This window comes from Sphingomonas sp. G5 (assembly GCF_052660795.1).
In genome coordinates, this window is record NZ_CP109660.1 from 3,350,725 (window position 1) to 3,373,365 (window position 22,641).

A 22,641-nucleotide genomic window follows, 5' to 3' on the forward strand; every position below is an offset into this window, starting at 1 on the left:
CGGTTCATGATCGAAACGATCCTGCCGGCCGCCGCTCATGCCGTCGAGGAGTTCGGCGACACACGCGCGGGTCCGCTCTTCCCCGACGAAGAAGCGGTCGTCGCGAACGCCGTGCCGCAGCGCCGCAACGAGTTCAGCGCCGTGCGGCGCTGCGCCCGCCGCGCCCTCGCGGAACGGGGCCACCCGCCGGTCGCCCTTCTCCCCGGACCGGGCGGAGCTCCGGCGTGGCCCGAGGGCATCGTGGGCAGCATGACCCACTGCGCGGGCTACCGTGCGGCGGTGGTCGCCGACCGCGCGCACCTGTCGAGCATCGGGATCGACGCGGAGCCCGATGAACCGCTGCCTCGTGATGTGCTGCGGATCGTCGCCCGACCCGATGAGATCGAGCGCTTCCGCGCGGGCATCCCCGTCCCCTCGAGGAACTGGGACCGCCTCCTCTTCAGCGCGAAGGAAGCCGTCTACAAGGCCTGGTATCCGTTGACCGGGCGATGGCTGGACTTCACCGACGTGTCGGTGTCGCCCACGTCCGATCCGCGGGGCTTCACGGCCGACGTCCTCGTGCCGGCCCCCGGCCGCGCCCGCCTCTTCCGAGGTACCTGGACGACGGGGGACGGCCTGATCCTCACCGCGAGTGTGCCGGTCGAGCCCCACCGCCGATGACCGCCCGTTCGTCGGAGGCGGGCGCGCGATGCCCGTCCTTCCACACCGCCGCGGTCAGCGGCATCCCGGGCCGGTAGGCCAGGTGCGTCGCCGAGGGAGCATCGAGCAGGTGCAGGTCGGCGCGGTGTCCTACCGCGATCGAGCCCACCGCCCCCTCGCCGGTGGCGCGGCCGAGGGCGATCGCACCGCCGCGCGTCGCCGCGCGCACCGCTTCGGCGACGCTCAACCCCATCTGCAGCACGGCGGTCGCGACGCAGAACGGCATCGAACTCGTGTACGAGGTGCCGGGGTTGCAGTTCGAGGCGATCGCGACCTCCACGCCCGCGTCGAGCAGCCGCCGTGCGGGGGCGAGCGGCGCGCGGGTCGACAGATCGCAGGCCGGGAGCACCGTCGCCACCGTCGACCCCTCGGCGAGCGCGTCCAGGTCGGCGTCAGAGACGAAGTTGCAGTGGTCGACGCTCGCGGCCCCCAGCTCGACCGCCAGCCGGATGCCCTCGCCGTGCCCCAGTTGATTGCCATGCACGCGCAGTCCCAACCCCGACGTCCGGGCGGCCAAAAGCACCTCGCGCGACTGTTCCGGGCTGAAGGCCCCGCGCTCGCAGAACACGTCGGCCCACGATACGAAGGGCCGTACCGCCTCGAGCATCGGGCCGCACACCTCGCGGACATAATCGTCGGCGTCTCGGCCCGCGGGCACGAGGTGCGCCCCGAGGAAGGTGGCGTCATCGACCCCCGCCGTGGCGATCCGCGCGCTGCGCTCCTCGCTGGCGAGATCGAGCCCGTAGCCCGTCTTGGTCTCGATCCACGTCGTGCCCTGCGCGCGGGCCTCGCGGACGCGGGCGGTGAGAAGCGCGGCGAGACGGTCGTCGGAGGCGGTCCGGGTGGCATCCCGCGTCACCGCGATCCCGCCCGCGGCGTAGCTCTGTCCTGCCATACGGGCCTCGAACTCGGCCGTACGGTCACCGTCGAAGACCAGGTGGGTGTGCGAATCGACCCAGCCCGGTAGCAGCGCCCGGCCGGCGGCATCCACCCGCTCGTCTGCCGCGGGAGCCTCGGACGCCGCACCGATCCAGGCGATGCGGTCTGCGTCGATGACCACGGCGGCGTCGTGGAGCACGCGCTCCTCGTCGTCGACGGTCATGAGCTCTCCGATGCGGGTGATCACGGTCGAGGTCATGCGCTCATCGCCTTTCGCAGCAGATCTCCGATGGGTCCGAGGTCGGTGTGCGTGCCGCCCACGGCGCGCTCGCGTCCCCCGATGATCACACGGCTGACGTCGTGCGCGGTGGCGCTCAGCACGAGTTGGCCGGGGTCGCTTCCGGCCGTGCGGGCGCTCGTCTCGTCGACGACGAGGAGGTCGCAGGGCTGCCCCACGGCGATCTCGCCGAGCGAGCGTCCCACCGCCGAGGCTCCACCCCGTGTGAGCGCCGCCACGAGCTCGGCGGGCGAGAAGCGCCCGCGACGCCGCGACGCGAGCCGCTCGCCGTGTTCGAGCGCGCGGGCCTCGAGCAGAGGATCGACCACGGCGTGCTGATCGGTGCCGAGCGCGAGACGCGCCCCCGCGTCGGCGAGGCGGCGGGCGGGACCGATGCCGTCCCCCAGGTCGGCCTCGGTGGTCGGGCACATCACGATGCTCGCGCGAGCGGCGCCGAGCGCGTCGATGTCGTCGTCGGTGAGGTGGGTGGCGTGCACGACCGACAGGCGCGACGACAGCAGGCCGCTGCGGGCGAGGAGCCCGGTGGGCGTGAGGCCCGTGGCCTCGATGCACGCCGCGTTCTCGGCGGGTTGCTCCGACAGGTGTACGTGCAGCGGGATCGCCGGGTCCAGCTCCGCGCCGATCCGCTCCAACGCGGCGACGGGCACGGCACGCACCGAGTGCACGGCCGCCCCGACCACGACCTCGGGGTGCTCGTCGGCGAACGCCCCGCGCAGCGCCGACAGACGTGTGAGCCAGGTCTCGGCATCCGCGTCCCCGAAGCGCCGCTGGGCGGGTTCGAGCGGTGAACCGAAGCCGCTGGAGAGGTAGCACGTGTCGAGCAGGGTGAGACGGATGCCACTGGCCCGGGCCGCGCGCGCGAGCGCGCGCTCCATGGCGTGCGCGGGGGCGTAGGGCGAGGCGTCGGGCGCGTGATGCACGTAGTGGAACTCGGCGACCGAGGTCCATCCCGCGGCGACCATCTCGGCGTAGACCGCCGTGGCCACACGCTCGTAGGAGTCCGGATCGAGTCGACCGGCCTCGCGGTACATCAGCTCGCGCCAGGTCCAGAAGCTTCCGCCGTCGCCGTGCGTGCGGCCGCGAAGCAGCCGGTGGAAGGCGTGCGAGTGCGCGTTGATCGCGCCCGGCAGGGCGAGTCCGTCGAGGCGATGGTCGGCGGCATCCGGGGTCGCCCCCGTCTCGACGGAGGCGATGAGACCCTCGGATGCCGTCACCCGCACGTCGTTCGCCACGGCGTCGCCGATCCACGCCCGCGGTGCCCAGAAGCGCGTCATGCCAGCAGATCCTGCAGCACGTCGGCGAGCGCCGCGGCGGAGGCATCCGCATCGGTGTCGACGACGTGCTCCTCGGGGGAGTGCGAGATGCCCGAGGGATTGCGGACGAAGAGCATGCCGGTGGGCACGGCGCTCGCGAGGATGCCGGCGTCGTGTCCGGCGCCCGTGCGCAGGTACGGAGCGTCGGGCAGCGTCGAGCCCAGGCGACGGGCGAGGCTCGGGTCGAAGCCGACCGTGGGGCTCCACGACTCCTCGACCAGGACGGCCTCGCACCCGCGGGCGGCGGCGAGCTCGACGCACATGCGGTCGATGTCGGCGACGAGACGGCGGGTGACGGCGTCGTCGGGATGCCGGGCGTCGATCCAGAAGTCGACCGACGACGCGATGACGTTGGTGCCGCCGGGCACGGGCTCGAAGCGGCCGACGGTGGCTCGGGCGTCGTCGACGGCGCCGGCGAGCTCGGCGATGCGCCCGACCATGCCGGCGGCGGCGACCAGGGGGTCGCGGCGATCGGCCATGAGCGTGGTGCCGGCGTGATTGCCCTCGCCGCGCACCGACACCTTGAACCGGCCGTGGCCGAGGATCGACTCCGCCACGGCGAAGGGGCGATCGAGGTCGATGAGCCCGCGCCCCTGCTCGACGTGCAGCTCGACGAAGACGCCGATGCGCCCGAGCGTCTCGGAGTCGGGGCCGATCCTCGCCGGGTCGATACCGCCCGCGGCGAAGACCTCGGCGAGCGTGTCGCCCTCACGGTCGGTGAGCCGCCGCGCAGCGTCGGGAGACAAGGCTCCCGTGAGCAGTCGTGAGCCGAGGCACGCGACGCCGAAGCGCGAACCCTCCTCCTCGGGGAACACCGCGATCGCGAGGGGCTTCGCGGGCGTGAACCCGCGCTCGCGCAGCACGTCGACCGCAGCGAGCGCCGCCGCGACCCCCAGCGGACCGTCGAACGCCCCGCCGCCGGGCACCGAGTCGAGGTGGCTGCCGGTCACGACGGCGCCGGGTCCCGGCATCCCCCACCACGCCCACAGGATGCCGTTGCGGTCGACCTCGACGTCGAGCCCGCGCGCCTCGGCCTCGGCGACGAACCACGCGCGCAGGTCGCGCTCGGCGGTCGAGAACACCGGGCGGGCGTACCCGCCGCTGCGGGGCTCGCGGCCGATGCCCGAGATGGCGTCGAGGAGAGCGGTGACGGAGGTCATGAATCGAGCATGGGTACGCGCACCCCGCGCTCTCGGGCGACCTCGATCGCGCGGTCGTATCCGGCATCCACGTGACGGATGACGCCCATGCCGGGGTCGTTCGTCAGCAGACGCTGCAGCTTCTCGGCGGCGAGCTCCGTGCCGTCGGCGACCGAGACCTGGCCCGCGTGAATGGAGCGGCCGATGCCGACGCCGCCACCGTGGTGCAGCGACACCCAGGTCGCTCCCGAGGCCGTGTTGATGAGTGCGTTCAGAATCGGCCAGTCGGCGATGGCATCCGATCCGTCCGCCATCGCCTCCGTCTCCCGGTAGGGCGAGGCCACCGAGCCGGAGTCGAGGTGGTCGCGACCGATGACGATCGGCGCCGAGATCTTGCCCTCGGCGACGAGCTCGTTGAAGCGGACAGCCGCCTTGGCGCGGTCGCCGTAGCCGAGCCAGCAGATGCGGGCCGGAAGACCCTCGAACTCGACGTGCTCCTGCGCCGCGGTGATCCAGCGCTTGAGTCCCTCGTTCTCGGGGAAGAGCTCGAGGATCGCCTGGTCGGTGACGGCGATGTCGGCCGGGTCGCCCGACAGCGCCACCCAGCGGAACGGACCGAGGCCCTCGCAGAACAGCGGGCGGATGTAGGCCGGCACGAAGCCGGGGAAGGCGAACGCGTCGGCGTAGCCGCCCTGGCGGGCCTCGTCGCGGATCGAGTTGCCGTAGTCGAACACCTCGGCACCGCGCTTCTGGAACTCCACCATCGCCTCGACGTGGCGGGCCATCGACTCGCGCGAGCGCACGGTGAAGCCCTCGGGGTCGCGGGCCGACTCGGTGCGCCAGTCCTCGAACGCGATGCCCGCGGGGAGGTAGGCCAGCGGGTCGTGGGCCGAGGTCTGGTCGGTGACGATGTCGACCGGCACCTCGCGGCGCAGCAACTCGGGCAGCACCTCGGCACTGTTGCCGACGAGGCCGACAGAGAGCGCACGGCCCTCGGCCTTCGCGGCGAGCACGCGCTCGAGCGCGTCGTCGAGGTCGGTCGTGACCTCGTCGAGGTAGCGCTTGCCCTGGCGGCGGCGGAGCCGCGTCTCATCGACGTCGACGATGAGCACGACGCCGCCGTTGAGGGTGACCGACAGGGGCTGAGCACCGCCCATGCCGCCGCAGCCGCCCGTGACGGTGAGGGTCCCGGCGAGCGTGCCGCCGAAACGCTTGCGCGCCACGGCGCCGAACGTCTCGTACGTGCCCTGCAGGATGCCCTGCGTGCCGATGTAGATCCACGAGCCGGCCGTCATCTGGCCGTACATCATGAGCCCCTCGGCCTCGAGGCGGCGGAACTCCGGCCAGGTGGCCCAGTCGCCGACGAGGTTGGAGTTGGCCAGAAGCACGCGCGGTGCCCACACGTTCGTGCGGAACACCCCCACGGGCTTGCCCGACTGCACCAGCAGTGTCTCGTCGTCGTCGAGGTCGGCGAGGGTCGCGACGATCGCGTCGTAGCTCGCCCAGTTGCGGGCGGCCTTTCCCGTTCCGCCGTAGACGATGAGGTCTTCGGGCCGTTCCGCGACCTCGGGGTCGAGGTTGTTCATGAGCATCCGCAGCGGGGCCTCGGTCTGCCAGCTCTTCGCTGTCAGCGTCGTCCCTCGCGGCGCGCGGATCTCCCGTGGTCCAGTCATGTCGTTCTCTCTCCCTCGAGGTCGGATACCGCACCGATCGAGCGGCTCTCCACGAGGAGCAAGCGCCCGATCTCGGCGGTCTTGGCTGCGGTGGTGCGGTAACTGGGGACAACGACGGAGAGGGATGCCACGACCCGCCCACCCACGACGACCGGTGCGGCGATCGCGGTGACGTCGTCTTCGACGCCCTGGGTGACGACGACGTAGCCTTCGAGGCCGGTCTCTCCGGCGAGCACCGCTCCGGCGGCGGAGCCGTGCAGCGGAATGGTGCGTCCGACCCAACTCGCGTGCCGGATCGAGTGGGTGCCCTCGACGATCGCGACGTAGAGCGCGGTGTCGCCCGCGCCGCGCACGGCGAGGTAGGTCGATTCGCCGGTCTGGGCCACGACCCGCGCCAGGGCGGACTCGGCGAGGGAGACGAGCGAGTCATTCGATAGGGCTCGCGCGCCCAGCTGAATCATGCGCGCGCCGGCCGCGTAGCGACCGTCGTCGGAGCGCCGGACGAACTCCTGCGCTTCGAGAGTGCGCAGGAGGCGCAGGGCGGTGCTGGCCGACAGCCCCGCCGCCCGCGCGGCATCCGCCAGAGTCAGCGGCCCGTCATTGCAGACGGTCGCGAGCAGCGACAGAGCCCGATCGACGGTGCGGGTGGGGTTCTCGGCCATGACCCTCCTTAATGCCGTCCAGTAAAATACATGTTTCACCAGATGACAAGCATGGATGCCTTCTAGGCTGGACCCATGTCCCGACTGCAGGCCGACGCCCCCGCCGACCTCTGGGTTCCCGTGACGGGTTCCCTCGGATTCCGTGGCCGCCGCCACCGGAAGGCCGCCATCGGCATGCTGCTGAGCCAGGCCAATCAGGCCACCGGCGCCACGCCGAAGCCGGGCGGCGGCGCCTTCGCCTGGATCCTCAGTCAGGCGGCGCCCCTGCTCATGCGCCGCGCGGCCGGGCGCGTGCTCGTGTGGGTCTGGAAGAGCGACCCCGAGCTGCTCGTCGTCATGGCGCAGCTGCAAGAGGCCACGCCCCAGCTGCGCACGGCGCGCGCCATGATGCCGATGGAGTACGACGACACCGAGTCGTTCCGAAACCCGCACCTCGGCGTGGGCGAGAAGCTCGCGATGCCGCTCCCGAGCGATCCGAAGACCCCGCCGTTCGCCACCTACACGTGGGACACGGGTTCGCACTTCGTCACGGTGACGGCCGTGTGCTCGGACCGCGAGCGCTTCGGCACGATCATCTCGTCGGTCGACGAGGTGGCGCGCACGATCCGCGTGGTCGACGACCTGAAGCTCGGCGAATCGCCGACGGTGCTGCGGCTCGACCCGGCCTGAGGCACGGCGCTGTCACCGGGAAGAGGCGTTGGATCCGCGACACGGACGCGCGCGGAGATCGGCGCGCAAGTCGACGCGGAACGGGCTCTCTGAAGCCCGGACGAAAAGACGACGTCTCAGTCGTCGTGCGGGCCACGCGGGCGCCAGAGCACGATGTCGGTGGCGCGGCGCACGCGGGCTCCGTGGCGGAGCGTGACGACCGATCCCGTCGCACCGGCCGCGAAGACACGGGCCCCGGGGCGGGATTGCCGCTCGACCGTGAGCTGACGTTCGAGGTCGTTCACGCGGCGGGCGAGCTCGTGCACCCGCTCCTCGAGGGCGAGCAGGCGGGCGATCGCCGGCAGGCTCATCCCCTCGCCGGAAAGACGGGCGACCTCGCGCAGCTGTTGCACGTGTCGGCTGGAGTAACGGCGCGACCCGCCCTGGGTGCGCGCGGGCACGACGAGACCGAGCCGGTCGTACTGTCGCAGAGTCTGCGGGTGCATGTTCGACAGCTCGGCGGCCGCGGCGATGGCGAAGATCGGGGCGTCTTCGTCGATCTCTCTCTCGGACACGTCTTCACCTCTTTCGTCGTGCCGGACGGCGTGCCGGGTTCTCGGCATCCTGTCGTATCGGATGCCGAGAACCGCGGCGACGCGCGCGGTGTTATCGCGCCTTGGCCATCAGGTCGGCGCGGGGGTTCTCTTTGGGCTCGAGCTCGTGGAACCGCTCGAGGGCCTCGCGGGCGGCGTCGTCGAGATGAGTGGGAACCGCGACCTGGACCTCGGCGAGCAGGTCGCCGGAGCCCTTCGCGGTCTCGATCCCGCGTCCCTTGACGCGGAGCACGCGGCCGGACGGTGTTCCGGGGGCGACGCGCAGGCGGACGGGGTCGCCCCCCAGCGTCGGCACCTCGATGGTCGCGCCCAGCGCCGCCTCGGTGAAGGTGACCGGCACGGTGAGACGGAGGTTGAGTCCGTCTCTCGTGAACACCGGGTGCGGACGCACCGCGACGGTCACGACGATGTCGCCGCTCTCGCCGCCGTCGGGCGACTTGCGCCCCCGTCCGCGCAGACGGATCTTCTGCCCGTCCGAGACGCCCGCCGGGATCTTCACTTTGAACGGCACGTTGTCTTCACCCGCGAGGGTGATGGTCTCGCCCTTGGCCGCGGTGACGAAGTCGAGCGTCGTCCGCGCGGTGACGTCGGCGCCCTTCTGCGGGCCGCCGAAGCCGCGGAACCCTCCGGTCGTCTGACCGAACCGGCCGGAGCCGAAGCCGCCGCCCTGCTGGTCGAACATCGTGAAGAAGTCGTCGAAGCCGCCCGACGGCGCCTGCCGCCCCTGGCCGAAACGGCTGAAGACGTCGTCGAAGCCGCCCCCGCCCCCGGCCCCGGGAGCCGAGAAGCGCGCCCCCGAGCCCATGGCCCGGATCTGGTCGTACTCCTCGCGCTGCTCGGGGTCGTTGAGCACCGAATAGGCCTCGCTGATCTCTTTGAACTTCGCCTCGGCCTTCGCGTCTCCCGGGTTCGAGTCGGGGTGGTACTGGCGCGCGAGCTTGCGGTACGTCTTCTTCAGATCGGCAGCGCTGACGCTCTTGTCGACACCGAGGACCTTGTAGAAGTCCTTGTCGAACCAGTCCTGACTCGCCATTCGTCCTCCTCCTAGGCCGGCACGGCGACGACGACCTTCGCCGGTCGCAGTTCGACCGAACCGAGGCGGTACCCGACCTCGACGACCTCGAGGATCGTCGTCTCGGTCACGCCCGGAGTCGGGGCCTGGAAGATCGCCTCATGCTGCTGCGGGTCGAACACGTCGCCGACGGCGCCGTACGAGACCACGCCGAGGCGCTCGGCCACGGCCCGCACCTTGTCGCCGATGGCCGCGAGCGGGGTGCCCTCGACCAGATCGCCGTGCTTGGCGGCGCGGTCGAGGTCGTCCATGACGGGTAGCAGGCCCTTCACGGCCTCACCCTTGGCGCGCTCGATCTCGCGCTCGCGCTGCTCCTCGGTGCGCCGACGGTAGTTGGCGTACTCGGCCTGCAGGCGCTTGAGGTCGATCAGCAGCGAGGCCTCCTTGTCGGAGGAAGCCCCCTCTGCGGCGGCCTCGGGCGTCTGCTCGGCCCCGAGGATGTCGTCGATGGTCAGGCCCTCGGCATCCGGTTCCTGCGTCTCGGACTGCTCGCCCGACGGCGCGGGGCCGGAGGTGTTCTCCTCCGACCCCGTCTCGTCAGGACCGGCGCCCGAGCCCGTGGGCTGTTCGTCGTCCTTGTGTGCCATGTTCTATCGCTTACTTCTTGTTCTCGTCGGTCGGCTCGTCGTCGACGACCTCGGCATCGATGACGTCTTCCTCGGGGTTCGGCGTCTCACCGTTGCCGGGCTGACCCACGTTGGGGTCGGCCTGCTCGCCCGCGGCCTGCGAGGAGGCGTAGATGGCCTCGCCGAGCTTGCCCTGGCTGGCGTTCAACTTGTCGAACGCGGTCTTGACCGCGTCGTCGTCGTCGCCGGCGAGAGCCGTCTTGAGTGCGTCGACATCGCCCTGCACCTCGGTCTTGACCTCGGCGGGGAGCTTGTCCTCGTTCTCCTTGATCAGCTTCTCGATCGAGTACGACAGGGTCTCGGCCTGGTTGCGGGTCTCGGCGGACTCGCGGCGCTTCTTGTCGTCGGCCGCGTTCTCTTCGGCCTCGCGCACCATGCGCTCGATGTCTTCCTTCGGCAGCGACGAACCGCCGGTGATGGTCATCGACTGCTCCTTGCCGGTGCCCTTGTCCTTCGCCGAGACGTGCACGATGCCGTTCGCGTCGATGTCGAAGGTGACCTCCACCTGCGGGATGCCGCGGGGAGCCGGGGCGATGCCGGTGAGCTCGAAGGTGCCCAGCGGCTTGTTGTCGCGGGTGAACTCGCGCTCGCCCTGGAAGACCTGGATCGCGACCGACGGCTGGTTGTCGTCGGCGGTGGTGAAGGTCTCGCTGCGCTTGGTCGGGATGGCGGTGTTGCGCTCGATGAGCTTGGTCATGATGCCGCCCTTGGTCTCGATGCCGAGGCTCAGGGGGGTGACGTCGATGAGCAGGACGTCCTTGCGCTCGCCCTTGAGGACACCGGCCTGCAGGGCTGCGCCGACGGCCACGACCTCGTCGGGGTTCACGCCCTTGTTGGCATCCTTGCCCGTCTCCTTCTTGACGAGCTCGGCGACCGCGGGCATGCGGGTCGAGCCGCCGACGAGCACCACGTGGGCGATGTCGTCGACCTTGACACCGGCCTCGCGGATGACGTCGGAGAAGGGCTTGCGGGTGCGGTCGAGGAGGTCCTTGGTGAGGTCCTCGAACTTCGCGCGCGTGAGGGTCTCGCTGAGCGAGACGGGGCCCGAGTCGGTGAGCGACAGGTACGGCAGGTTGATGCTGGTCGAGGTCGAGCTCGACAGCTCCTTCTTGGCCTGCTCGGCCGCTTCCTTCAAACGCTGCAGGGCGATCTTGTCACCCGAGACGTCGACGCCCGTGGTGTCCTTGAACTGCTTGATGAGGTAGTCGACGACGCGCTGGTCCCAGTCGTCTCCACCGAGGCGGTTGTCGCCGGAGGTGGCGCGCACCTGGATGGTCGAGAAGTCGTCGTCCTTGCCCACTTCGAGCAGCGAGACGTCGAACGTTCCGCCACCGAGGTCGAAGACGAGGATGAGCTCGTCTTCCTTGCCCTTGTCGAGGCCGTACGCGAGGGCCGCGGCGGTGGGCTCGTTGATGATGCGCAGCACGTTGAGGCCCGCGATCTCACCGGCCTCCTTGGTGGCCTGACGCTCGGCGTCGTTGAAGTACGCGGGGACCGTGATGACGGCATCGGTGACGCTGTCACCGAGGTACTCCTCGGCGTCGCGCTTGAGCTTCTGCAGGATGCGGGCCGAGATCTCCTGCGGCGTCCACTTCTTGCCGTCGACGTCGAAGGTCCAGGTGGTGCCCATGTGGCGCTTCACGCTGGAGATCGTGCGGTCGACGTTGGTGACGGCCTGGCGCTTGGCGGTCTCGCCGACGAGCACCTCGCCGTCCTTCGTGAAGGCGACGACCGAGGGGGTCGTGCGGAAACCCTCGGCGTTGGCGATGACCTTGGGCTCGCCACCCTCGAGCACGCTCACGACGGAGTTGGTCGTACCGAGGTCGATTCCCACTGCACGGGGCATATGTGTCTCCTTGCTTGTGAGCACGGCCGTTGCCGCGCTCGGGGTTCTGGATGAAAGTCTCTGCGCGGGTTGAGCCGCGGTGACTCAAGGCTAACGCACGCCCGTCGCCCCGTCAAGAAGAGTTGATATGAATCGGCTCAACTTCGGGATACCACGAACGTGGAGACCCTGCGCCTAGCCCCGCGCGTCCCCGGCCCGCCCCGCGTATCCCCGGTGTTCCGGCATCCCTCCACCCCTGTCCCGATCTGCGCAGACCATGTCCCGAAATGGGCGGCCTAAGCGGGCCGCAGGCAACCAAAAGCGGGACATGGTCGGAAGAGACCGGGGCGGCCATCCCTCGCCCACCCATGTCCCGATCTGTGCAAACCATGTCCCGAAAAGGGCGGCCCGAGCGGACCCCAGGCAACCAGGAGTGGGACACGGCCGCGCGAACGCGCCCGCACCCCCACCACGCACGACGCCCCCGCACCCTCAACGGGATACGGGGGCGTCGAACGGATGCCGTGACTCAGTCGCGGTCGCGGTCGCGGCGCTGGGGACGGTCGCTGCGCTTGGCGGAGCGACCGCCCTGGTCGAGGCGCAGATCGATCAGCTGACCCGAGATCCGCGTGTCGGCGAGGCGGCCGATCGTGTCGCTCGACAGGTCGGCGGGGAGCTCGACGAGCGAGAAGTCCTGGCGGATCTGGATCGCGCCGAAATCGCCCCGGCGCAGACCCCCCTCGTTGGCGAGGGCGCCGACGATCTGGCGGGGCTCGACGCGCTGGCGACGACCGACCGCGATGCGGTAGGTGGCGAAGCGGCCGGAGGTGTCGCGGCGCGGGCCGCCGTCGCGCGACGCGCCGTCGCGCGAGTCGCGCGCGGGCCGGTCGTTGTCGAAGCGCTGCTGACGGAACGCCTCGGCCTCGAGCAGCAGCGGGGTGTCGCCCTGGGCGACCACGGCGAGAGCTGCGGCCACGTCGGCCTCGGGGACGTCGTGATGCGCCACGTAGTGGGCCACCACGTCGCGGAAGGTCGCGATCGCGGCGGTGTCCTCGAGGGCGGCGGTGATGGCGTCGTCGAAGCGGGTGAGGCGCGTCGCGTTGACGTCGTCGACGCTCGGCAGCGACATCTCGGTCAGCGGCTGGCGCGTGGCCTTCTCGATCGCGGTGAGCATGCGGCGCTCGCGCGGGGTGACGAAGCTGATCGCGTCGCCGGTGCGACCCGCGCGGCCGGTGCGACCGATGCGGTGCACGTACGACTCGGTGTCGATCGGCAGGTCGTAGTTGACGACGTGGCTGATGCGGTCGACGTCGAGGCCGCGCGCGGCGACGTCGGTGGCGACGAGGATGTCGAGCTTGCCCGACTTCAGCTGGTTGACCGTGCGCTCGCGCTGCACCTGGGCGACGTCGCCGTTGATCGCCGCCGCGGTGTAGCCGCGGGCGCGCAGTTTCTCGGCGACCGTCTCGGTCTCGTTCTTGGTGCGGGTGAAGACGATCATGCCCTCGAAGTTCTCGACCTCGAGGATGCGCGTGAGGGCGTCGATCTTCTGCTGGTACGACACGATCAGGTAGCGCTGGGCGATGTTCGTCGAGGTCGCGGTCTTGGTCTTGACCGTGATCTCTTCGGGATTGTTGAGGTACTGCGCCGAGATGCGACGAATCTGCGCCGGCATGGTCGCCGAGAACAGCGCGACCTGCTTGGTCGACGGGGTGTCGGCGAGGATCGTCTCGACGTCTTCGGCGAAGCCCATCTTGAGCATCTCGTCGGCCTCGTCGAGCACGAGGTACTTGAGCTCGCTCAGGTCGAGGGTGCCCTTGTCGAGATGGTCCATGATGCGACCGGGGGTGCCCACGACGATGTCGACACCGCGGCGCAGGGCCGACAGCTGCTGACCGTAGCCCTGGCCGCCGTAGACGGGCAGCACCGAGACGCCCTTGATGTGCGCGGCGTACTTCTCGAACGCCTCGCACACCTGCAGGGCGAGCTCGCGGGTGGGCGCCAGCACGAGGGCCTGGGGGTTCTTGTGGCCGGTCTCCATCTGCGAGAGCACCGGCAGTGCGAAGGCGGCGGTCTTGCCGGTTCCGGTCTGAGCGAGACCGACGACGTCGCGCCCCTGCAGCAGCACGGGGATCGTGGCGGCCTGGATCGCGGACGGGGTCTCGTACCCCACATCCTTCAGGGCCTTGAGCACAGCGGCATCCAGTCCCAGATCGGCGAAGGTGAGCTTCTCGGGGGCGGTCTCGGCTTCAGCGGAGTCGACGGGGGTTTCGGATGCCATGACTCCACGGTAGTCTCCTCCGCGCTCTCGCGCGGGCCGGGGTCTAACCTGAACCCGCGCGCCGACGACGGCGCGGCTGCCTCCCCGGCCGTACCGGGCGTTCACCGAAGGACCCTAGCGTGACCGACATGTCCTCCCCCGGCACCACCGCAGCCCCCGCCACCGACCGCCGACAGGTGATCGCCTGGGCCCTCTGGGACTGGGGGTCCGCGGCCTTCAACGCCGTCGTGACGACCTTCGTCTTCAGCACCTATCTGGCCAGCCAGCTCTTCGTCGATCCGCGGATCGTGGCGGCCGCGAACGGCGACGACAAAGACCCCGCCCTCGTGCGCGCCCTCGCCGACAACGCGACCCTCGTCGGGGTCGCGCTGATGATCGCGGGGATCGTGGTGGCCCTCGTCGCCCCCGTCCTGGGCCAACGGTCCGACGGCACCGGCCGCCGCAAGCTCTGGCTCGGCATCAACACCGGTCTCGTGGTGCTCGCCATGGCGGCGATGGTGTTCGTGGAGGGCACTCCCCGGTTCCTCGTGCTGGGCGCGACACTGATCGCGGTCGGCAACGTCTTCTTCGAGTTCGCCAGCGTCAACTACTACGCGATGCTCACCCAGGTCTCGACCCGCGAGAACATCGGCCGCGTCTCCGGCTTCGGCTGGGGCATGGGGTACGTCGGCGGCATCGTTCTGCTGATCCTGCTGCTCGTGCTGTTCATCCAGAGCTTCGGGACTGCGGATGCCGGTGGGCTCCTCGCCGTGACCAAGGACGACGGGTGGAACATCCGCCTGGCGGTGGTGGCATCCGCCCTCTGGTACGCCGTCTTCGCGATTCCGGTGCTGCTGCGCGTGCCGGAGATCCCGGCCCGGGAGCGTCGGGTGAAGGTCAGCTTCTTCCGCTCCTACGTTCTGCTGTGGGCCACGTTGCGATCGCTGTGGAGCGACAGCCGACAGGTCCTGGTGTTCCTCGTCGCCAGCGCGGTGTTCCGCGACGGGCTGACGGGCGTCTTCACCTTCGGGGCGATCATCGCCGCGCAGGTCTTCGGCTTCAGCTCGACGCAGGTGCTGTACTTCGCCGTCGCGGCGAACGTCGTCGCCGGTATCAGCACCTTCGCGGCCGGACGCCTGGACGACCGGTTCGGACCCAAGCGCGTCATCATGGCCTCGCTCGTCGGCCTCATCGTGCTCGGCAGCGCGGTGCTGTTCATCGGCACCTCGCAGACGGCGTTCTGGATCGTGGGCCTGGGCCTGTGCGCCTTCGTCGGCCCGGTGCAGTCGGCGAGCAGATCGTTCCTGGCGCGCGTCGCTCCGGAGGGTCGCGAGGGCGAGATCTTCGGCCTCTACGCCACGACCGGTCGCGCCGTGTCGTTCCTGGCCCCGGGCCTGTTCGCGCTGTTCGTCGGACTGACGGGTGACACGCGCCTCGGCATCCTGGGCATCGTGCTGATCCTCGGCGCGGGGCTGCTGCTGATGATCCCGGTGAAGGCGAAGCCCGCCGTCATCGCCTGATACGCGCCGGCACGCAGCTCCGCCAGATCACACGGTGCGCGTGGTCCCGGTCGGGTGATCTCGCGCGGACCGCGTGGTCCATCGTCGAGAATCCGGATGCCGCGACCTCAGTCGCGCGGCCAGGAGTCGGCGAACTTCGCCAAGAGGCGGGCGAACTCCACGCGCTCGGCGTCGCTGAAGGACTCGAGTGCGGAGCGCACGGCATCCCGTCTGCGCCCCCGGAAGCCCGACACGAGCCCCTCGCCCTCGGGGGTGAGGCGCACGCGCGTGCGGCGGGCGTCGTCGGGATCGGGTTCGCGCGCGACCAGCCCCATCTGCGCGGCCTGCTGCACGAGGCGCGAGGCACGGGGCTGATCGACGCCCACGGCCTCGCCGATCTCGCTGACCGAGAGGGATCCGGATGCCGCGACCAGCGCGTCGAGCATGCGGAGCCGCGCGGGTCCACCGAAGCGCCCGTGCGAAGGATCGGCGACCCACGGCGGAGCGCCGCGGCCCCACGGCCCCCCGTGCCCACCGCCGTGGTCGCCGTGCGGGTGATGGTGCGCCTCGGCCGGGAACGGCGGCCGCGGGCGACGACCGCGCAGACGCCCGAGGGCGGCGGCGATCTCGTCGGCGGGGTCGGTGGACATGAGGAGATTTTACATGTCGCTTGACAAGCATCGGGAATGCATGTCACAGTACATTCATTGTCACATGACATGCAATGGCGGATCGACCGCCCACGAAAGGACTCCCCATGAACACCCCCACACCTCACGACCCCCGCATCCTCGCCCACCGCCTCACGACGGTCGGCCACGCGCTGCACCACCGTCTGCTCGCCCCGTTGCGCGACGGCGACCTGCACCCGAAGACCGTCCTGGTTCTCTCCGTGATCGACGGGCGCCTCGACGCCCCGTGGATCAGCGACCGCATCGCCCGCGGCGGCAAGCGCATCAGCGCCCTCGCCGACCGGGGATGGATCGCCCCCGCCGGCGACGGCTGGACGCTCACCGACGAGGGTCGTCAGACGCTCGATCGAGTGGATGCCGACCGCCAGGCGCTTCTGTCCCAGGTCCCGGCCGACGAGATCGAGCGCCTCACCGCCGCTCTCGACGCGATCTCCGAGGCCCTCGGCCTCGAGGAAGACGCCGGCTCGCGCGGTCCGCGCGGGTTCGGCTTCGGTCCCGGCCCGTTCGGCCCCGGCTCGGGCCGCGGATTCGGCCCCGGCATGCGCGGCGGCCCCCGCTTCGGCGGCGGCGAGCGCGATCACCGACGCGGCGACGGCGGCAATGCCCACCACGGCTTCGGACCCCGCCACGGCGGGCACACCGACGGGCACTTCTCCGACGGCGACGGCACATCCGACGGCTCCCCGCAGGGCGGCGACCCCCGCCACGGCGACCACGGCCACCGGCACGAGCGCGGGCACGGCCGCGGGCACCGGGCGGCCGAGCGCGCCTACGAGCGCGGTTTCGACGCCGGGTTCATCCGTGGGCGCGAGTCCGCGGCATCCGAGTGATCATCGAGAACACGACGCGGCGGGACCTCCCTCGGGAGCCCGCCGCGTCGTCGTTCGGTCAGCGTCCCGCAGACCCCTCGTCGGTGGAACCGACGTCGGTGCGGTGGAAGTTCAGCGACGAGCGCGAGGCCGTCGGGCCGCGCTGGCCTTGGTAGCGGTTGCCGTACGGACCGGATCCGTAGGGGTTCTCGGCCGGCGACGTGAGTCGGAAGTAGCAGACCTGCCCGATCTTCATCCCGGGCCACAGCTTGATGGGCAGCGTCGCGACGTTCGAGAGCTCGAGCGTGACGTGGCCCGAGAATCCGGGGTCGATGAACCCCGCGGTCGAGTGGGTGAGCAGCCCGAGACGCCCGAGCGACGACTTGCCCTCGAGGCGCGCGGCGACGTCGTCGGGCAGGCTGACGCGCTCGAACGTCGATCCGAGCGCGAACTCCCCCGGGTGAAGGATGAACGGCTCGTCGGGCTCGACCTCGATGAGGCGCGTGAGCTCGGGCTGATCCTCGGCGGGATCGATGAAGGGGTACTTGTGGTTGTCGAACAACCGGAAGTACCGGTCGAGACGCACGTCGACGCTCGAGGGCTGGACCATGGCCGGGTCGAAGGGCTCGAGGCCGAGGCGCTTCGCGTCGAGTTCGGCCCGGATGTCGCGATCGGAGAGCAGCACGGCCCCAGCCTAGGGGCGAGGCCTGTGCCGCGTCTGCGCGGTTTCGGCGCGAGGTGATGGGCGCGGCATCGAGATCACCCGCGTTTCCCGACGTGACTCGGGATGCCATCGCGTGCCCCGTCATCTCGCTCGACGACCGTCATCTCGACGTGGGGCGGGGTGGGGCGGCGTCGAGGCCGTACTCGATTTGACGAGACCGCACTCGATGCGTGTCAAACGCGTGCGTCCTCGCAAATCTCCTGCGGTTTCGACGCCACCGTCCCGTCGCGTGGACCCCGGGATGGGCGCGGATGCCTCGGGATGCCGCGCAGACGCTGTTATGCTGGCCGGGCTGCCGCACGGCGCACGGGGCTGTAGTTCAATGGCAGAACATCTGCTTCCCAAGCAGATAGCGCGGGTTCGATTCCCGTCAGCCCCTCCACAGCCCTCACGGGTGGCCATCGGCCGCCCGGAAGGGCTCTCGCATTGCCCTGACTCGAAGCCCGGGGTGGACCCTGGCGCCGGAGGCTCTGCACGCCGCGAAGCCGCCCCCGCCGACCACGTCAACCCCTCCTCGCCCCTTCGGCCCCACCCGCGAGAGTGGGTACCGACGAAGGGGGACGTCATGACGGAGATCTCGGAAGGTCAAACGGATACCGCGGGCATCGAGAGGCCGGGCCTGCCGTTCTGGGTGAAGGCGCTCGGGTGGCTGCAGCTCGTCGCGATCGCGCTCATCGTGGTGGCCTTCATCGCCCTGCAAGTCGTGCAGGCGCAGTCGTCCGGCGTGAACTACACCGCCGCGGCACTGGCCATCATCTTCGCCCTTCCCCTGCTGGTCGTGTGGCAGCAGCCCGTCGTCGCGGCCGTGGTCGCGATCGTGCTCGTCGTCGGAGGGGCGTTCGGTGTCCGATTCCGCCGCGGACGGATGAGCGTGGGCGAGGCGATCTGGGGCTACACCCTGCTGGCGTGGACGCTGTTCTGGGTTGCGATGTGCGCGGTGGGTGCCGCCAGGATCTTCGGCAGCATGATGGGCTGAGCCCCGGGGCCGTGGCATCCGGTCGAGGACTTTCCACAGGGCAAAGCATCGAACCCGGCCCGCCGCTCCGCGGAATTACGCGCGTGTAGTTTCGAACACGTTAACGAATACGGGGCTTATCCACACCTATTTGCACAGGCCGCGCCGGTTTCCACACACACTCTCCACAAAGTTATCCACAGCTGTGGAGACAGCTGTTCGCCGGTGTGCACGACGTGGACGCGCGGTGCCCCCGCATGGGTATCGTGAGGATCCTCGCGGGGCGGATCCGGCGAGTGCACCATCGTCCCGTGCGATCGAACACCGGCTTCCCCTTTCACGTCAGCGGCACCTGGGGCTCCTACGAACGTCGATGGAGCGGACACGGGCTCATCGTCGAGCACCTGCGGGTCCTCCCCCCGGACGGCACCCCCGAGGAGCGGCTCGCCTGGAACGCCGCCGTCATCTGGCCCACCATCGGTTTCTTCTGCGGCATCGCCGCAGCCGTCGTCGCACACCACGCCGCCTCCGTCTCGTGGAGCGTGGCGCTCGGCGCGGCCGTATGGCTGGGGCCGTGGGCATGGCTGGTGTGGAGGAGCCGACCGTTCGCGCGGCGCGTACGCGAGTCCTGGCAGATCAGCGGCGCGGGCGTATGGATGACGGACGCCTCACCGCTCCGCGATCACGCGGATCGGCTGGACGAGGCCGGGCGGTGGACAGCCGTCACGGGGAGCCGCGCGCACCTGATGCTCACCTGGGGCGATGTCTATGCGGCGCTGTCCCCCGCGCCGGGGCACACTCCCGCCGCCCTCGTGGAGCACATGACCGACCTGCGGCCCGCGGGGTCCTGACTCGTGCTGCCGGCGGTCACGTCCGCAGGTGCGAGGCGCCGTTCAGATCGAGGATCGTTCCCGACGCCCACTGCGACCCGGGCGCGCTGAGATACACCACGGCATCCGCCACCTCCTCGGGGGTAGCGACGCGGCCGAAAGGACTCTGATCCCGGATGCCGTCACCCGTCGGCCCGGACAGCTTCTCCTGCTGCCGATCGGTGCCGACGAACCCCGGCGCGACGCTCGTGACGGCGATGCCGTGTGGCGCCAGGGCCACGGCGAGGGACTGGCCCATGGCGTGCAGGCCCGCCTTGGCCGCGCCGTAGGCCGGGAACTCCGGCTCGCCGCGGAAGGCGCCGCGAGAGCCCACGTTCACGATCGCCCCGGGCAGCCCCCTCTCGATCAGGGAGCGGGCGACGAGGAAGCTCAGGTTGGCAGGCGCCTGCAGATCGACCTGGACCATGCGTTCCCAGGTGCGGTGCCAGGTGGCATAGTCGACCGTCGCGACCGGGTGCGAGGTCGAGGGGTTCGGGGCGAGGGCCGCGTTGTTGACGAGGACGTCGATGCGTCCGAACGTGTGGAGGACGTCGTCGACGATCCGTTCCGCGGTCGCGGGGTCCGAGACGTCCCCCTCGACCAGGACGTGCCCCTCACCGTGCAGAAGGGCGAGGGTCTCTTCGGCGGCCGATCGATCCTGACCGTAGTGAACGGCGACCCGATCGCCGCGTGCGCTGAGGGCGACGGCGATGGCGCGTCCGATTCCGCGCGACGCGCCGGTGACGAGGGAGTGCAGCATGTGCCCATCCTCCCGGTGCCGAGCGTTCGGGCGGCTCCACGAAACGGCGGGCCGCCCGAACTGTCCGGGGCTCACGCATCGGGGCGATGAACCGGTCGCGTCCGATGCGGATCACCCACGCTACGTCTGAGCGCGGGCGGCGAGGCGGGCTTGACGAGCTCCCCCCGCGGGTGCGGGGCCCGGTCGTGCGGGCTCAGGCGCGGGTGAAGCCGTCGAGGTCGGGATCCCAGAAGGCGTCGGGGTTCGCGTCGTCGCTCGACTGCTCGACCGCGACGGCGGGCGCCTGCGGAAAACGCTTGTGCCGGCGCAGCTCCTCGGCCGCCCACGAGAAGTCGGGCTCCTGACCTTCCCAGTCGGCCGGGGCGCTGAGCACGTCGTTGCCGACGCCGATGACGAGCTCGGCCTCGTCTTCCTGTCCGCCGCCGGTGACGATGGGGATGCTCACGGCCTCGGCCTGCCCCTCGGCAGCGATCGACGCGGTGAGCTGCACGAGTGCCTCGGCCACATCGTCGGTCGTGGTCACGGTCTCACCGGCATAAGTCACACTGCGCATTCAGCGATGTTCTCCTCTCGAACGCATCGGAGGGGGCCGGTTGCCCCGGGGCGCGCGCTCCGATAGGGCGCTCGTGTCGGGGGTCCGCGCTAGGGTCCGATGAGCCGGCCGAGAGGATCACGATCATGACCGAAGCCCCCGAACTGATCGTGGCCGACGCCGCGCGCTGGCGATCCTGGCTCGACGCCCACGAAGACACCAGCGACGGCGTCTGGCTCGTCCTCGCGAAGAAGGGCACCACCTCGCCCACGTCTCTCACCTACGCCCAGGCCCTCGACGAGGCCCTCTGCAGCGGGTGGATCGACGGGCGAAAGCAGTCTCGGGATGCCGACACCTTCCGGCAGCACTTCACCCCGCGCCGCGCCCGCTCGATGTGGTCGAAGCGGAACGTCGATCACGTCGCCCGCCTGACGGACGAGGGTCGCCTGCGGCCCCGCGGGGCCGACGAGATCGCACGCGCTCAGGCCGACGGGCGGTGGGAGCGCGCCTACGAGGGATCCGCGGCGATCGAGGTCCCGGCGGATCTGCGCGAAGCCTTGGATGCCGAGCCCGTCGCGGCGCGCGCCTTCGAGGCGCTGACCAAGGCCGAGCGCTACTCGGTGCTGCATCCCGTCGTCACCGCGACGACGCCCGCGACCCGGGCGACGAGGATCGCGCGCCACGTGCAACGTCTCGCCGCCGATCCGGCTCCCCCGGCCCGGGGGGACTGATCGCCACCGAGAATGGGCTCATGCGTGCGCGACGACTCCTCGGCCTGATCGCCGCGGCATCCCTTGTTCTCGGCGTGTCCGCGTGCTCGGCCCCCACCGCAGAACCCGCACCCGCCGTCACCGGACCCGTCGTGTCGTTCTACGGCGACTCGTACACGCGCGGCACGGGCGCGAGTTCGAACGACAAGCGCTGGTCGACGATCGTGTCGGCCGAGCGGGGCTGGCAAGAGATCAACCGCAGCGAGAACGGCCTCGGCTTCGTCAACCGCCGCGCGTCGATGGGGCCAGGACTCGACGACATCCCCGCCCAGGTCATCGCCGACGACCCCGATCTGGTGTTCGTCACCATGGGTCTCAACGACAACTTCAGTTACGACCGCGCGGCCGACCGCATCCGCGAGACCATCGACAGCGACCTGCAGCGCCTGCGCGACGGGTTGCCCGACGCGCGGATCGTCGTCGTCGAGCCCTTCTGGTACACCGCCGACCGCCCGGCGTCGGTCGACATCATCGCGGGCTGGGTCGAAGACGCCGCCGCGCGCATCGGCGCCGACCACATCGACGGTGCCAGCCACTGGCTCGACGGTCATTACGCCGACTCCGCCGACAGCTGGATGGCCGGCGACGGCCTTCACCCCGACGACACCGGGTACGCGCACCTGGCGGAGCAGATGGATGCCGCGCTGGGCGCCCTCGACCCACCCCTATGACGGCAGCGCTCGCGACGACCGCCGTCGACCGAGCGCCCAGACGCCCGTCGCCGCGACGAGAAGCAGGGCCAGGATGCCGACGACGTGCAGCAGGAGCGACGCGAGGCCGCGCTCAGGCAGGAGGAACCCGTAGGGAACCCACCCGTCGGTCGCGCCGCGCACGAGGACGACGGTGATCCAGAGCAGCGGATACGGGAACACCCACCACAGGCGCCGCCACGCGAGCCGGGGTCGGTCGCGAGCCGTCGCGACGTCCGCGACGACGAGCACGGGAAAGACGACGTGCAGCACCACACTCACCCAGGGCGGGGCCGACCCCGTTCCGGGCACCAGAGCGTTGTAGACGACGGCGACCACGATGAGACAGGCGGCGCCGATCGCCCACGCGAGCGTGAGCGCGGAGGGAACGGGGCGGTCCCTCAGGCCGAACGTTCCCACGGCGATCAGCACGAGCGCCGTGAGGATGCTGGTCTGATTCGTGAAGTATCCGAAGAAGTCGAAGGGGTTGGCATCTCCGGCCGCGATCCGCAACACGTCGGCGAAAAGCACCACGGCGATCACGACCGCGCCGACGGTGACGCGCAGCACGGCGCGCGCACGTCGAGGGGGGCCGGGGGACGGGGAGATCACACCGTGACGCTACCGCGAGAGACCC

At 70.7% G+C, this 22,641-nt stretch carries 23 protein-coding genes and 1 tRNA gene; 9 read left to right on the forward strand and 15 right to left on the reverse strand.

Features of this window, described 5'->3' with window-relative positions; all coding sequences use genetic code 11:
• The first annotated feature begins 6 nt into the window (after positions 1-6).
• Complete coding sequence (locus NE358_RS15800; RefSeq protein WP_289940016.1) at positions 7-660, forward strand: 4'-phosphopantetheinyl transferase family protein; 654 nt, start codon at positions 7-9, stop codon at positions 658-660.
• Here the strand turns inward: NE358_RS15800 and hutI are convergent.
• Genes hutI through NE358_RS15825 form a run of 5 tightly spaced genes read right to left on the reverse strand, consistent with a single transcriptional unit; the run spans position 623 to position 6,663 of the window.
• Complete coding sequence (gene hutI, locus NE358_RS15805; RefSeq protein ID WP_289940018.1) at positions 623-1,837, reverse strand: imidazolonepropionase; 1,215 nt, start codon at positions 1,835-1,837, stop codon at positions 623-625. The two genes, NE358_RS15800 and hutI, sit on opposite strands and share 38 nt — an antisense overlap.
• Positions 1,834-3,150 (reverse strand): formimidoylglutamate deiminase, encoded by a 1,317-nt coding sequence (locus tag NE358_RS15810; RefSeq protein WP_103207901.1) that lies wholly within the window; start codon positions 3,148-3,150, stop codon positions 1,834-1,836. The genes hutI and NE358_RS15810 overlap by 4 nt, the downstream gene beginning before the upstream one ends.
• Positions 3,147-4,349: an allantoate amidohydrolase gene (locus NE358_RS15815; protein WP_289940021.1), complete on the reverse strand. Its 1,203-nt coding sequence runs from the start codon at positions 4,347-4,349 to the stop codon at positions 3,147-3,149. Before NE358_RS15815 ends, NE358_RS15810 begins: the two co-directional genes overlap by 4 nt.
• Complete coding sequence (gene hutU / locus NE358_RS15820; RefSeq protein ID WP_103207895.1) at positions 4,346-6,001, reverse strand: urocanate hydratase; 1,656 nt, start codon at positions 5,999-6,001, stop codon at positions 4,346-4,348. The genes NE358_RS15815 and hutU overlap by 4 nt, the downstream gene beginning before the upstream one ends.
• On the reverse strand, positions 5,998-6,663 hold the full coding sequence (locus tag NE358_RS15825; protein WP_141378054.1) for an IclR family transcriptional regulator: 666 nt from the start codon (positions 6,661-6,663) through the stop codon (positions 5,998-6,000). Before NE358_RS15825 ends, hutU begins: the two co-directional genes overlap by 4 nt.
• Positions 6,664-6,738: 75 nt before the next feature.
• Here NE358_RS15825 and NE358_RS15830 point away from each other — a divergent pair, with 75 nt between their 5' ends.
• Positions 6,739-7,332, forward strand: coding sequence for a hypothetical protein (locus NE358_RS15830; RefSeq protein WP_141378053.1), 594 nt, complete (start codon positions 6,739-6,741; stop codon positions 7,330-7,332).
• A 116-nt stretch (positions 7,333-7,448) separates the two neighbouring features.
• Here the strand turns inward: NE358_RS15830 and NE358_RS15835 are convergent, their stop codons facing one another.
• From NE358_RS15835 to NE358_RS15855, 5 genes are all read right to left on the reverse strand, one after another.
• Positions 7,449-7,886 (reverse strand): heat shock protein transcriptional repressor HspR, encoded by a 438-nt coding sequence (locus NE358_RS15835; protein ID WP_103207887.1) that lies wholly within the window; start codon positions 7,884-7,886, stop codon positions 7,449-7,451.
• Between the two features lie 91 nt (positions 7,887-7,977).
• Complete coding sequence (locus NE358_RS15840; protein ID WP_116239534.1) at positions 7,978-8,958, reverse strand: DnaJ C-terminal domain-containing protein; 981 nt, start codon at positions 8,956-8,958, stop codon at positions 7,978-7,980.
• A gap of 11 nt (positions 8,959-8,969) precedes the next feature.
• On the reverse strand, positions 8,970-9,584 hold the full coding sequence (locus tag NE358_RS15845) for a nucleotide exchange factor GrpE (RefSeq protein WP_289940031.1): 615 nt from the start codon (positions 9,582-9,584) through the stop codon (positions 8,970-8,972).
• A gap of 10 nt (positions 9,585-9,594) precedes the next feature.
• The gene (dnaK, locus tag NE358_RS15850; protein ID WP_289940034.1) at positions 9,595-11,469 is read right to left on the reverse strand and encodes a molecular chaperone DnaK; all 1,875 of its coding nucleotides are present in this window, start codon (positions 11,467-11,469) and stop codon (positions 9,595-9,597) included.
• Between the two features lie 508 nt (positions 11,470-11,977).
• Positions 11,978-13,726, reverse strand: coding sequence for a DEAD/DEAH box helicase (locus tag NE358_RS15855; RefSeq protein WP_289940036.1), 1,749 nt, complete (start codon positions 13,724-13,726; stop codon positions 11,978-11,980).
• 128 nt (positions 13,727-13,854) lie between these two features.
• Here NE358_RS15855 and NE358_RS15860 point away from each other — a divergent pair, with 128 nt between their 5' ends.
• Positions 13,855-15,225: an MFS transporter gene (locus tag NE358_RS15860; RefSeq protein ID WP_103208575.1), complete on the forward strand. Its 1,371-nt coding sequence runs from the start codon at positions 13,855-13,857 to the stop codon at positions 15,223-15,225.
• Positions 15,226-15,332: 107 nt separating this feature from the next.
• Here the strand turns inward: NE358_RS15860 and NE358_RS15865 are convergent, their stop codons facing one another.
• Positions 15,333-15,854: a MarR family winged helix-turn-helix transcriptional regulator gene (locus tag NE358_RS15865; protein WP_103207876.1), complete on the reverse strand. Its 522-nt coding sequence runs from the start codon at positions 15,852-15,854 to the stop codon at positions 15,333-15,335.
• 107 nt (positions 15,855-15,961) lie between these two features.
• Between NE358_RS15865 and NE358_RS15870 the strand changes: the two genes are divergently transcribed.
• Positions 15,962-16,726, forward strand: coding sequence for a winged helix DNA-binding protein (locus NE358_RS15870; protein WP_289940038.1), 765 nt, complete (start codon positions 15,962-15,964; stop codon positions 16,724-16,726).
• 58 nt (positions 16,727-16,784) lie between these two features.
• Here the strand turns inward: NE358_RS15870 and dcd are convergent, their stop codons facing one another.
• Entirely contained in the window at positions 16,785-17,390 is a 606-nt protein-coding gene (gene dcd, locus NE358_RS15875; protein WP_103207874.1) for a dCTP deaminase, read from the reverse strand.
• Positions 17,391-17,737: 347 nt separating this feature from the next.
• Here dcd and NE358_RS15880 point away from each other — a divergent pair.
• From NE358_RS15880 to NE358_RS15890, 3 genes are all read left to right on the forward strand, one after another.
• Positions 17,738-17,811: transfer RNA gene (locus NE358_RS15880), tRNA-Gly, on the forward strand.
• A 183-nt stretch (positions 17,812-17,994) separates the two neighbouring features.
• Positions 17,995-18,405, forward strand: a complete 411-nt coding sequence (locus NE358_RS15885) for a hypothetical protein (protein ID WP_289940043.1) — start codon at positions 17,995-17,997, stop codon at positions 18,403-18,405.
• A 290-nt stretch (positions 18,406-18,695) separates the two neighbouring features.
• A complete protein-coding gene (locus tag NE358_RS15890; RefSeq protein WP_141378050.1) occupies positions 18,696-19,235 on the forward strand; it encodes a DUF6611 family protein in 540 nt (179 codons plus the stop codon).
• 16 nt (positions 19,236-19,251) lie between these two features.
• Here the strand turns inward: NE358_RS15890 and NE358_RS15895 are convergent, their stop codons facing one another.
• Positions 19,252-20,013, reverse strand: coding sequence for an SDR family NAD(P)-dependent oxidoreductase (locus NE358_RS15895; RefSeq protein WP_116239540.1), 762 nt, complete (start codon positions 20,011-20,013; stop codon positions 19,252-19,254).
• Positions 20,014-20,206: 193 nt separating this feature from the next.
• A complete protein-coding gene (locus NE358_RS15900) occupies positions 20,207-20,566 on the reverse strand; it encodes a hypothetical protein (RefSeq protein WP_289940048.1) in 360 nt (119 codons plus the stop codon).
• 125 nt (positions 20,567-20,691) lie between these two features.
• Here NE358_RS15900 and NE358_RS15905 point away from each other — a divergent pair, with 125 nt between their 5' ends.
• Positions 20,692-21,276, forward strand: coding sequence for a YdeI/OmpD-associated family protein (locus NE358_RS15905; RefSeq protein WP_116239541.1), 585 nt, complete (start codon positions 20,692-20,694; stop codon positions 21,274-21,276).
• A 20-nt stretch (positions 21,277-21,296) separates the two neighbouring features.
• Positions 21,297-21,986: an SGNH/GDSL hydrolase family protein gene (locus tag NE358_RS15910; protein WP_289940051.1), complete on the forward strand. Its 690-nt coding sequence runs from the start codon at positions 21,297-21,299 to the stop codon at positions 21,984-21,986.
• On the opposite strand, the gene NE358_RS15915 is transcribed toward NE358_RS15910, so the two are convergent.
• The gene (locus NE358_RS15915; RefSeq protein ID WP_289940052.1) at positions 21,981-22,616 is read right to left on the reverse strand and encodes a Pr6Pr family membrane protein; all 636 of its coding nucleotides are present in this window, start codon (positions 22,614-22,616) and stop codon (positions 21,981-21,983) included. The two genes, NE358_RS15910 and NE358_RS15915, sit on opposite strands and share 6 nt — an antisense overlap.
• Positions 22,617-22,641: the final 25 nt, after the last annotated feature.

Excerpts from the sequence above, each read along its gene's own strand:
- NE358_RS15800 (WP_289940016.1), top strand. The coding sequence starts at position 7 with ATGATCGAAACGATCCTGCCGGCCGCCGCTCATGCCGTCGAGGAGTTC.
- hutI (WP_289940018.1), bottom strand. The coding sequence starts at position 1,837 with ATGACCTCGACCGTGATCACCCGCATCGGAGAGCTCATGACCGTCGAC.
- NE358_RS15810 (WP_103207901.1), bottom strand. The coding sequence starts at position 3,150 with ATGACGCGCTTCTGGGCACCGCGGGCGTGGATCGGCGACGCCGTGGCG.
- NE358_RS15815 (WP_289940021.1), bottom strand. The coding sequence starts at position 4,349 with ATGACCTCCGTCACCGCTCTCCTCGACGCCATCTCGGGCATCGGCCGC.
- hutU (WP_103207895.1), bottom strand. The coding sequence starts at position 6,001 with ATGACTGGACCACGGGAGATCCGCGCGCCGCGAGGGACGACGCTGACA.
- NE358_RS15825 (WP_141378054.1), bottom strand. The coding sequence starts at position 6,663 with ATGGCCGAGAACCCCACCCGCACCGTCGATCGGGCTCTGTCGCTGCTC.
- NE358_RS15830 (WP_141378053.1), top strand. The coding sequence starts at position 6,739 with ATGTCCCGACTGCAGGCCGACGCCCCCGCCGACCTCTGGGTTCCCGTG.
- NE358_RS15840 (WP_116239534.1), bottom strand. The coding sequence starts at position 8,958 with ATGGCGAGTCAGGACTGGTTCGACAAGGACTTCTACAAGGTCCTCGGT.
- NE358_RS15845 (WP_289940031.1), bottom strand. The coding sequence starts at position 9,584 with ATGGCACACAAGGACGACGAACAGCCCACGGGCTCGGGCGCCGGTCCT.
- dnaK (WP_289940034.1), bottom strand. The coding sequence starts at position 11,469 with ATGCCCCGTGCAGTGGGAATCGACCTCGGTACGACCAACTCCGTCGTG.
- NE358_RS15855 (WP_289940036.1), bottom strand. The coding sequence starts at position 13,726 with ATGGCATCCGAAACCCCCGTCGACTCCGCTGAAGCCGAGACCGCCCCC.
- NE358_RS15860 (WP_103208575.1), top strand. The coding sequence starts at position 13,855 with ATGTCCTCCCCCGGCACCACCGCAGCCCCCGCCACCGACCGCCGACAG.
- NE358_RS15865 (WP_103207876.1), bottom strand. The coding sequence starts at position 15,854 with ATGTCCACCGACCCCGCCGACGAGATCGCCGCCGCCCTCGGGCGTCTG.
- NE358_RS15870 (WP_289940038.1), top strand. The coding sequence starts at position 15,962 with ATGAACACCCCCACACCTCACGACCCCCGCATCCTCGCCCACCGCCTC.
- NE358_RS15885 (WP_289940043.1), top strand. The coding sequence starts at position 17,995 with ATGACGGAGATCTCGGAAGGTCAAACGGATACCGCGGGCATCGAGAGG.
- NE358_RS15895 (WP_116239540.1), bottom strand. The coding sequence starts at position 20,013 with ATGCTGCACTCCCTCGTCACCGGCGCGTCGCGCGGAATCGGACGCGCC.
- NE358_RS15900 (WP_289940048.1), bottom strand. The coding sequence starts at position 20,566 with ATGCGCAGTGTGACTTATGCCGGTGAGACCGTGACCACGACCGACGAT.
- NE358_RS15905 (WP_116239541.1), top strand. The coding sequence starts at position 20,692 with ATGACCGAAGCCCCCGAACTGATCGTGGCCGACGCCGCGCGCTGGCGA.
- NE358_RS15910 (WP_289940051.1), top strand. The coding sequence starts at position 21,297 with ATGCGTGCGCGACGACTCCTCGGCCTGATCGCCGCGGCATCCCTTGTT.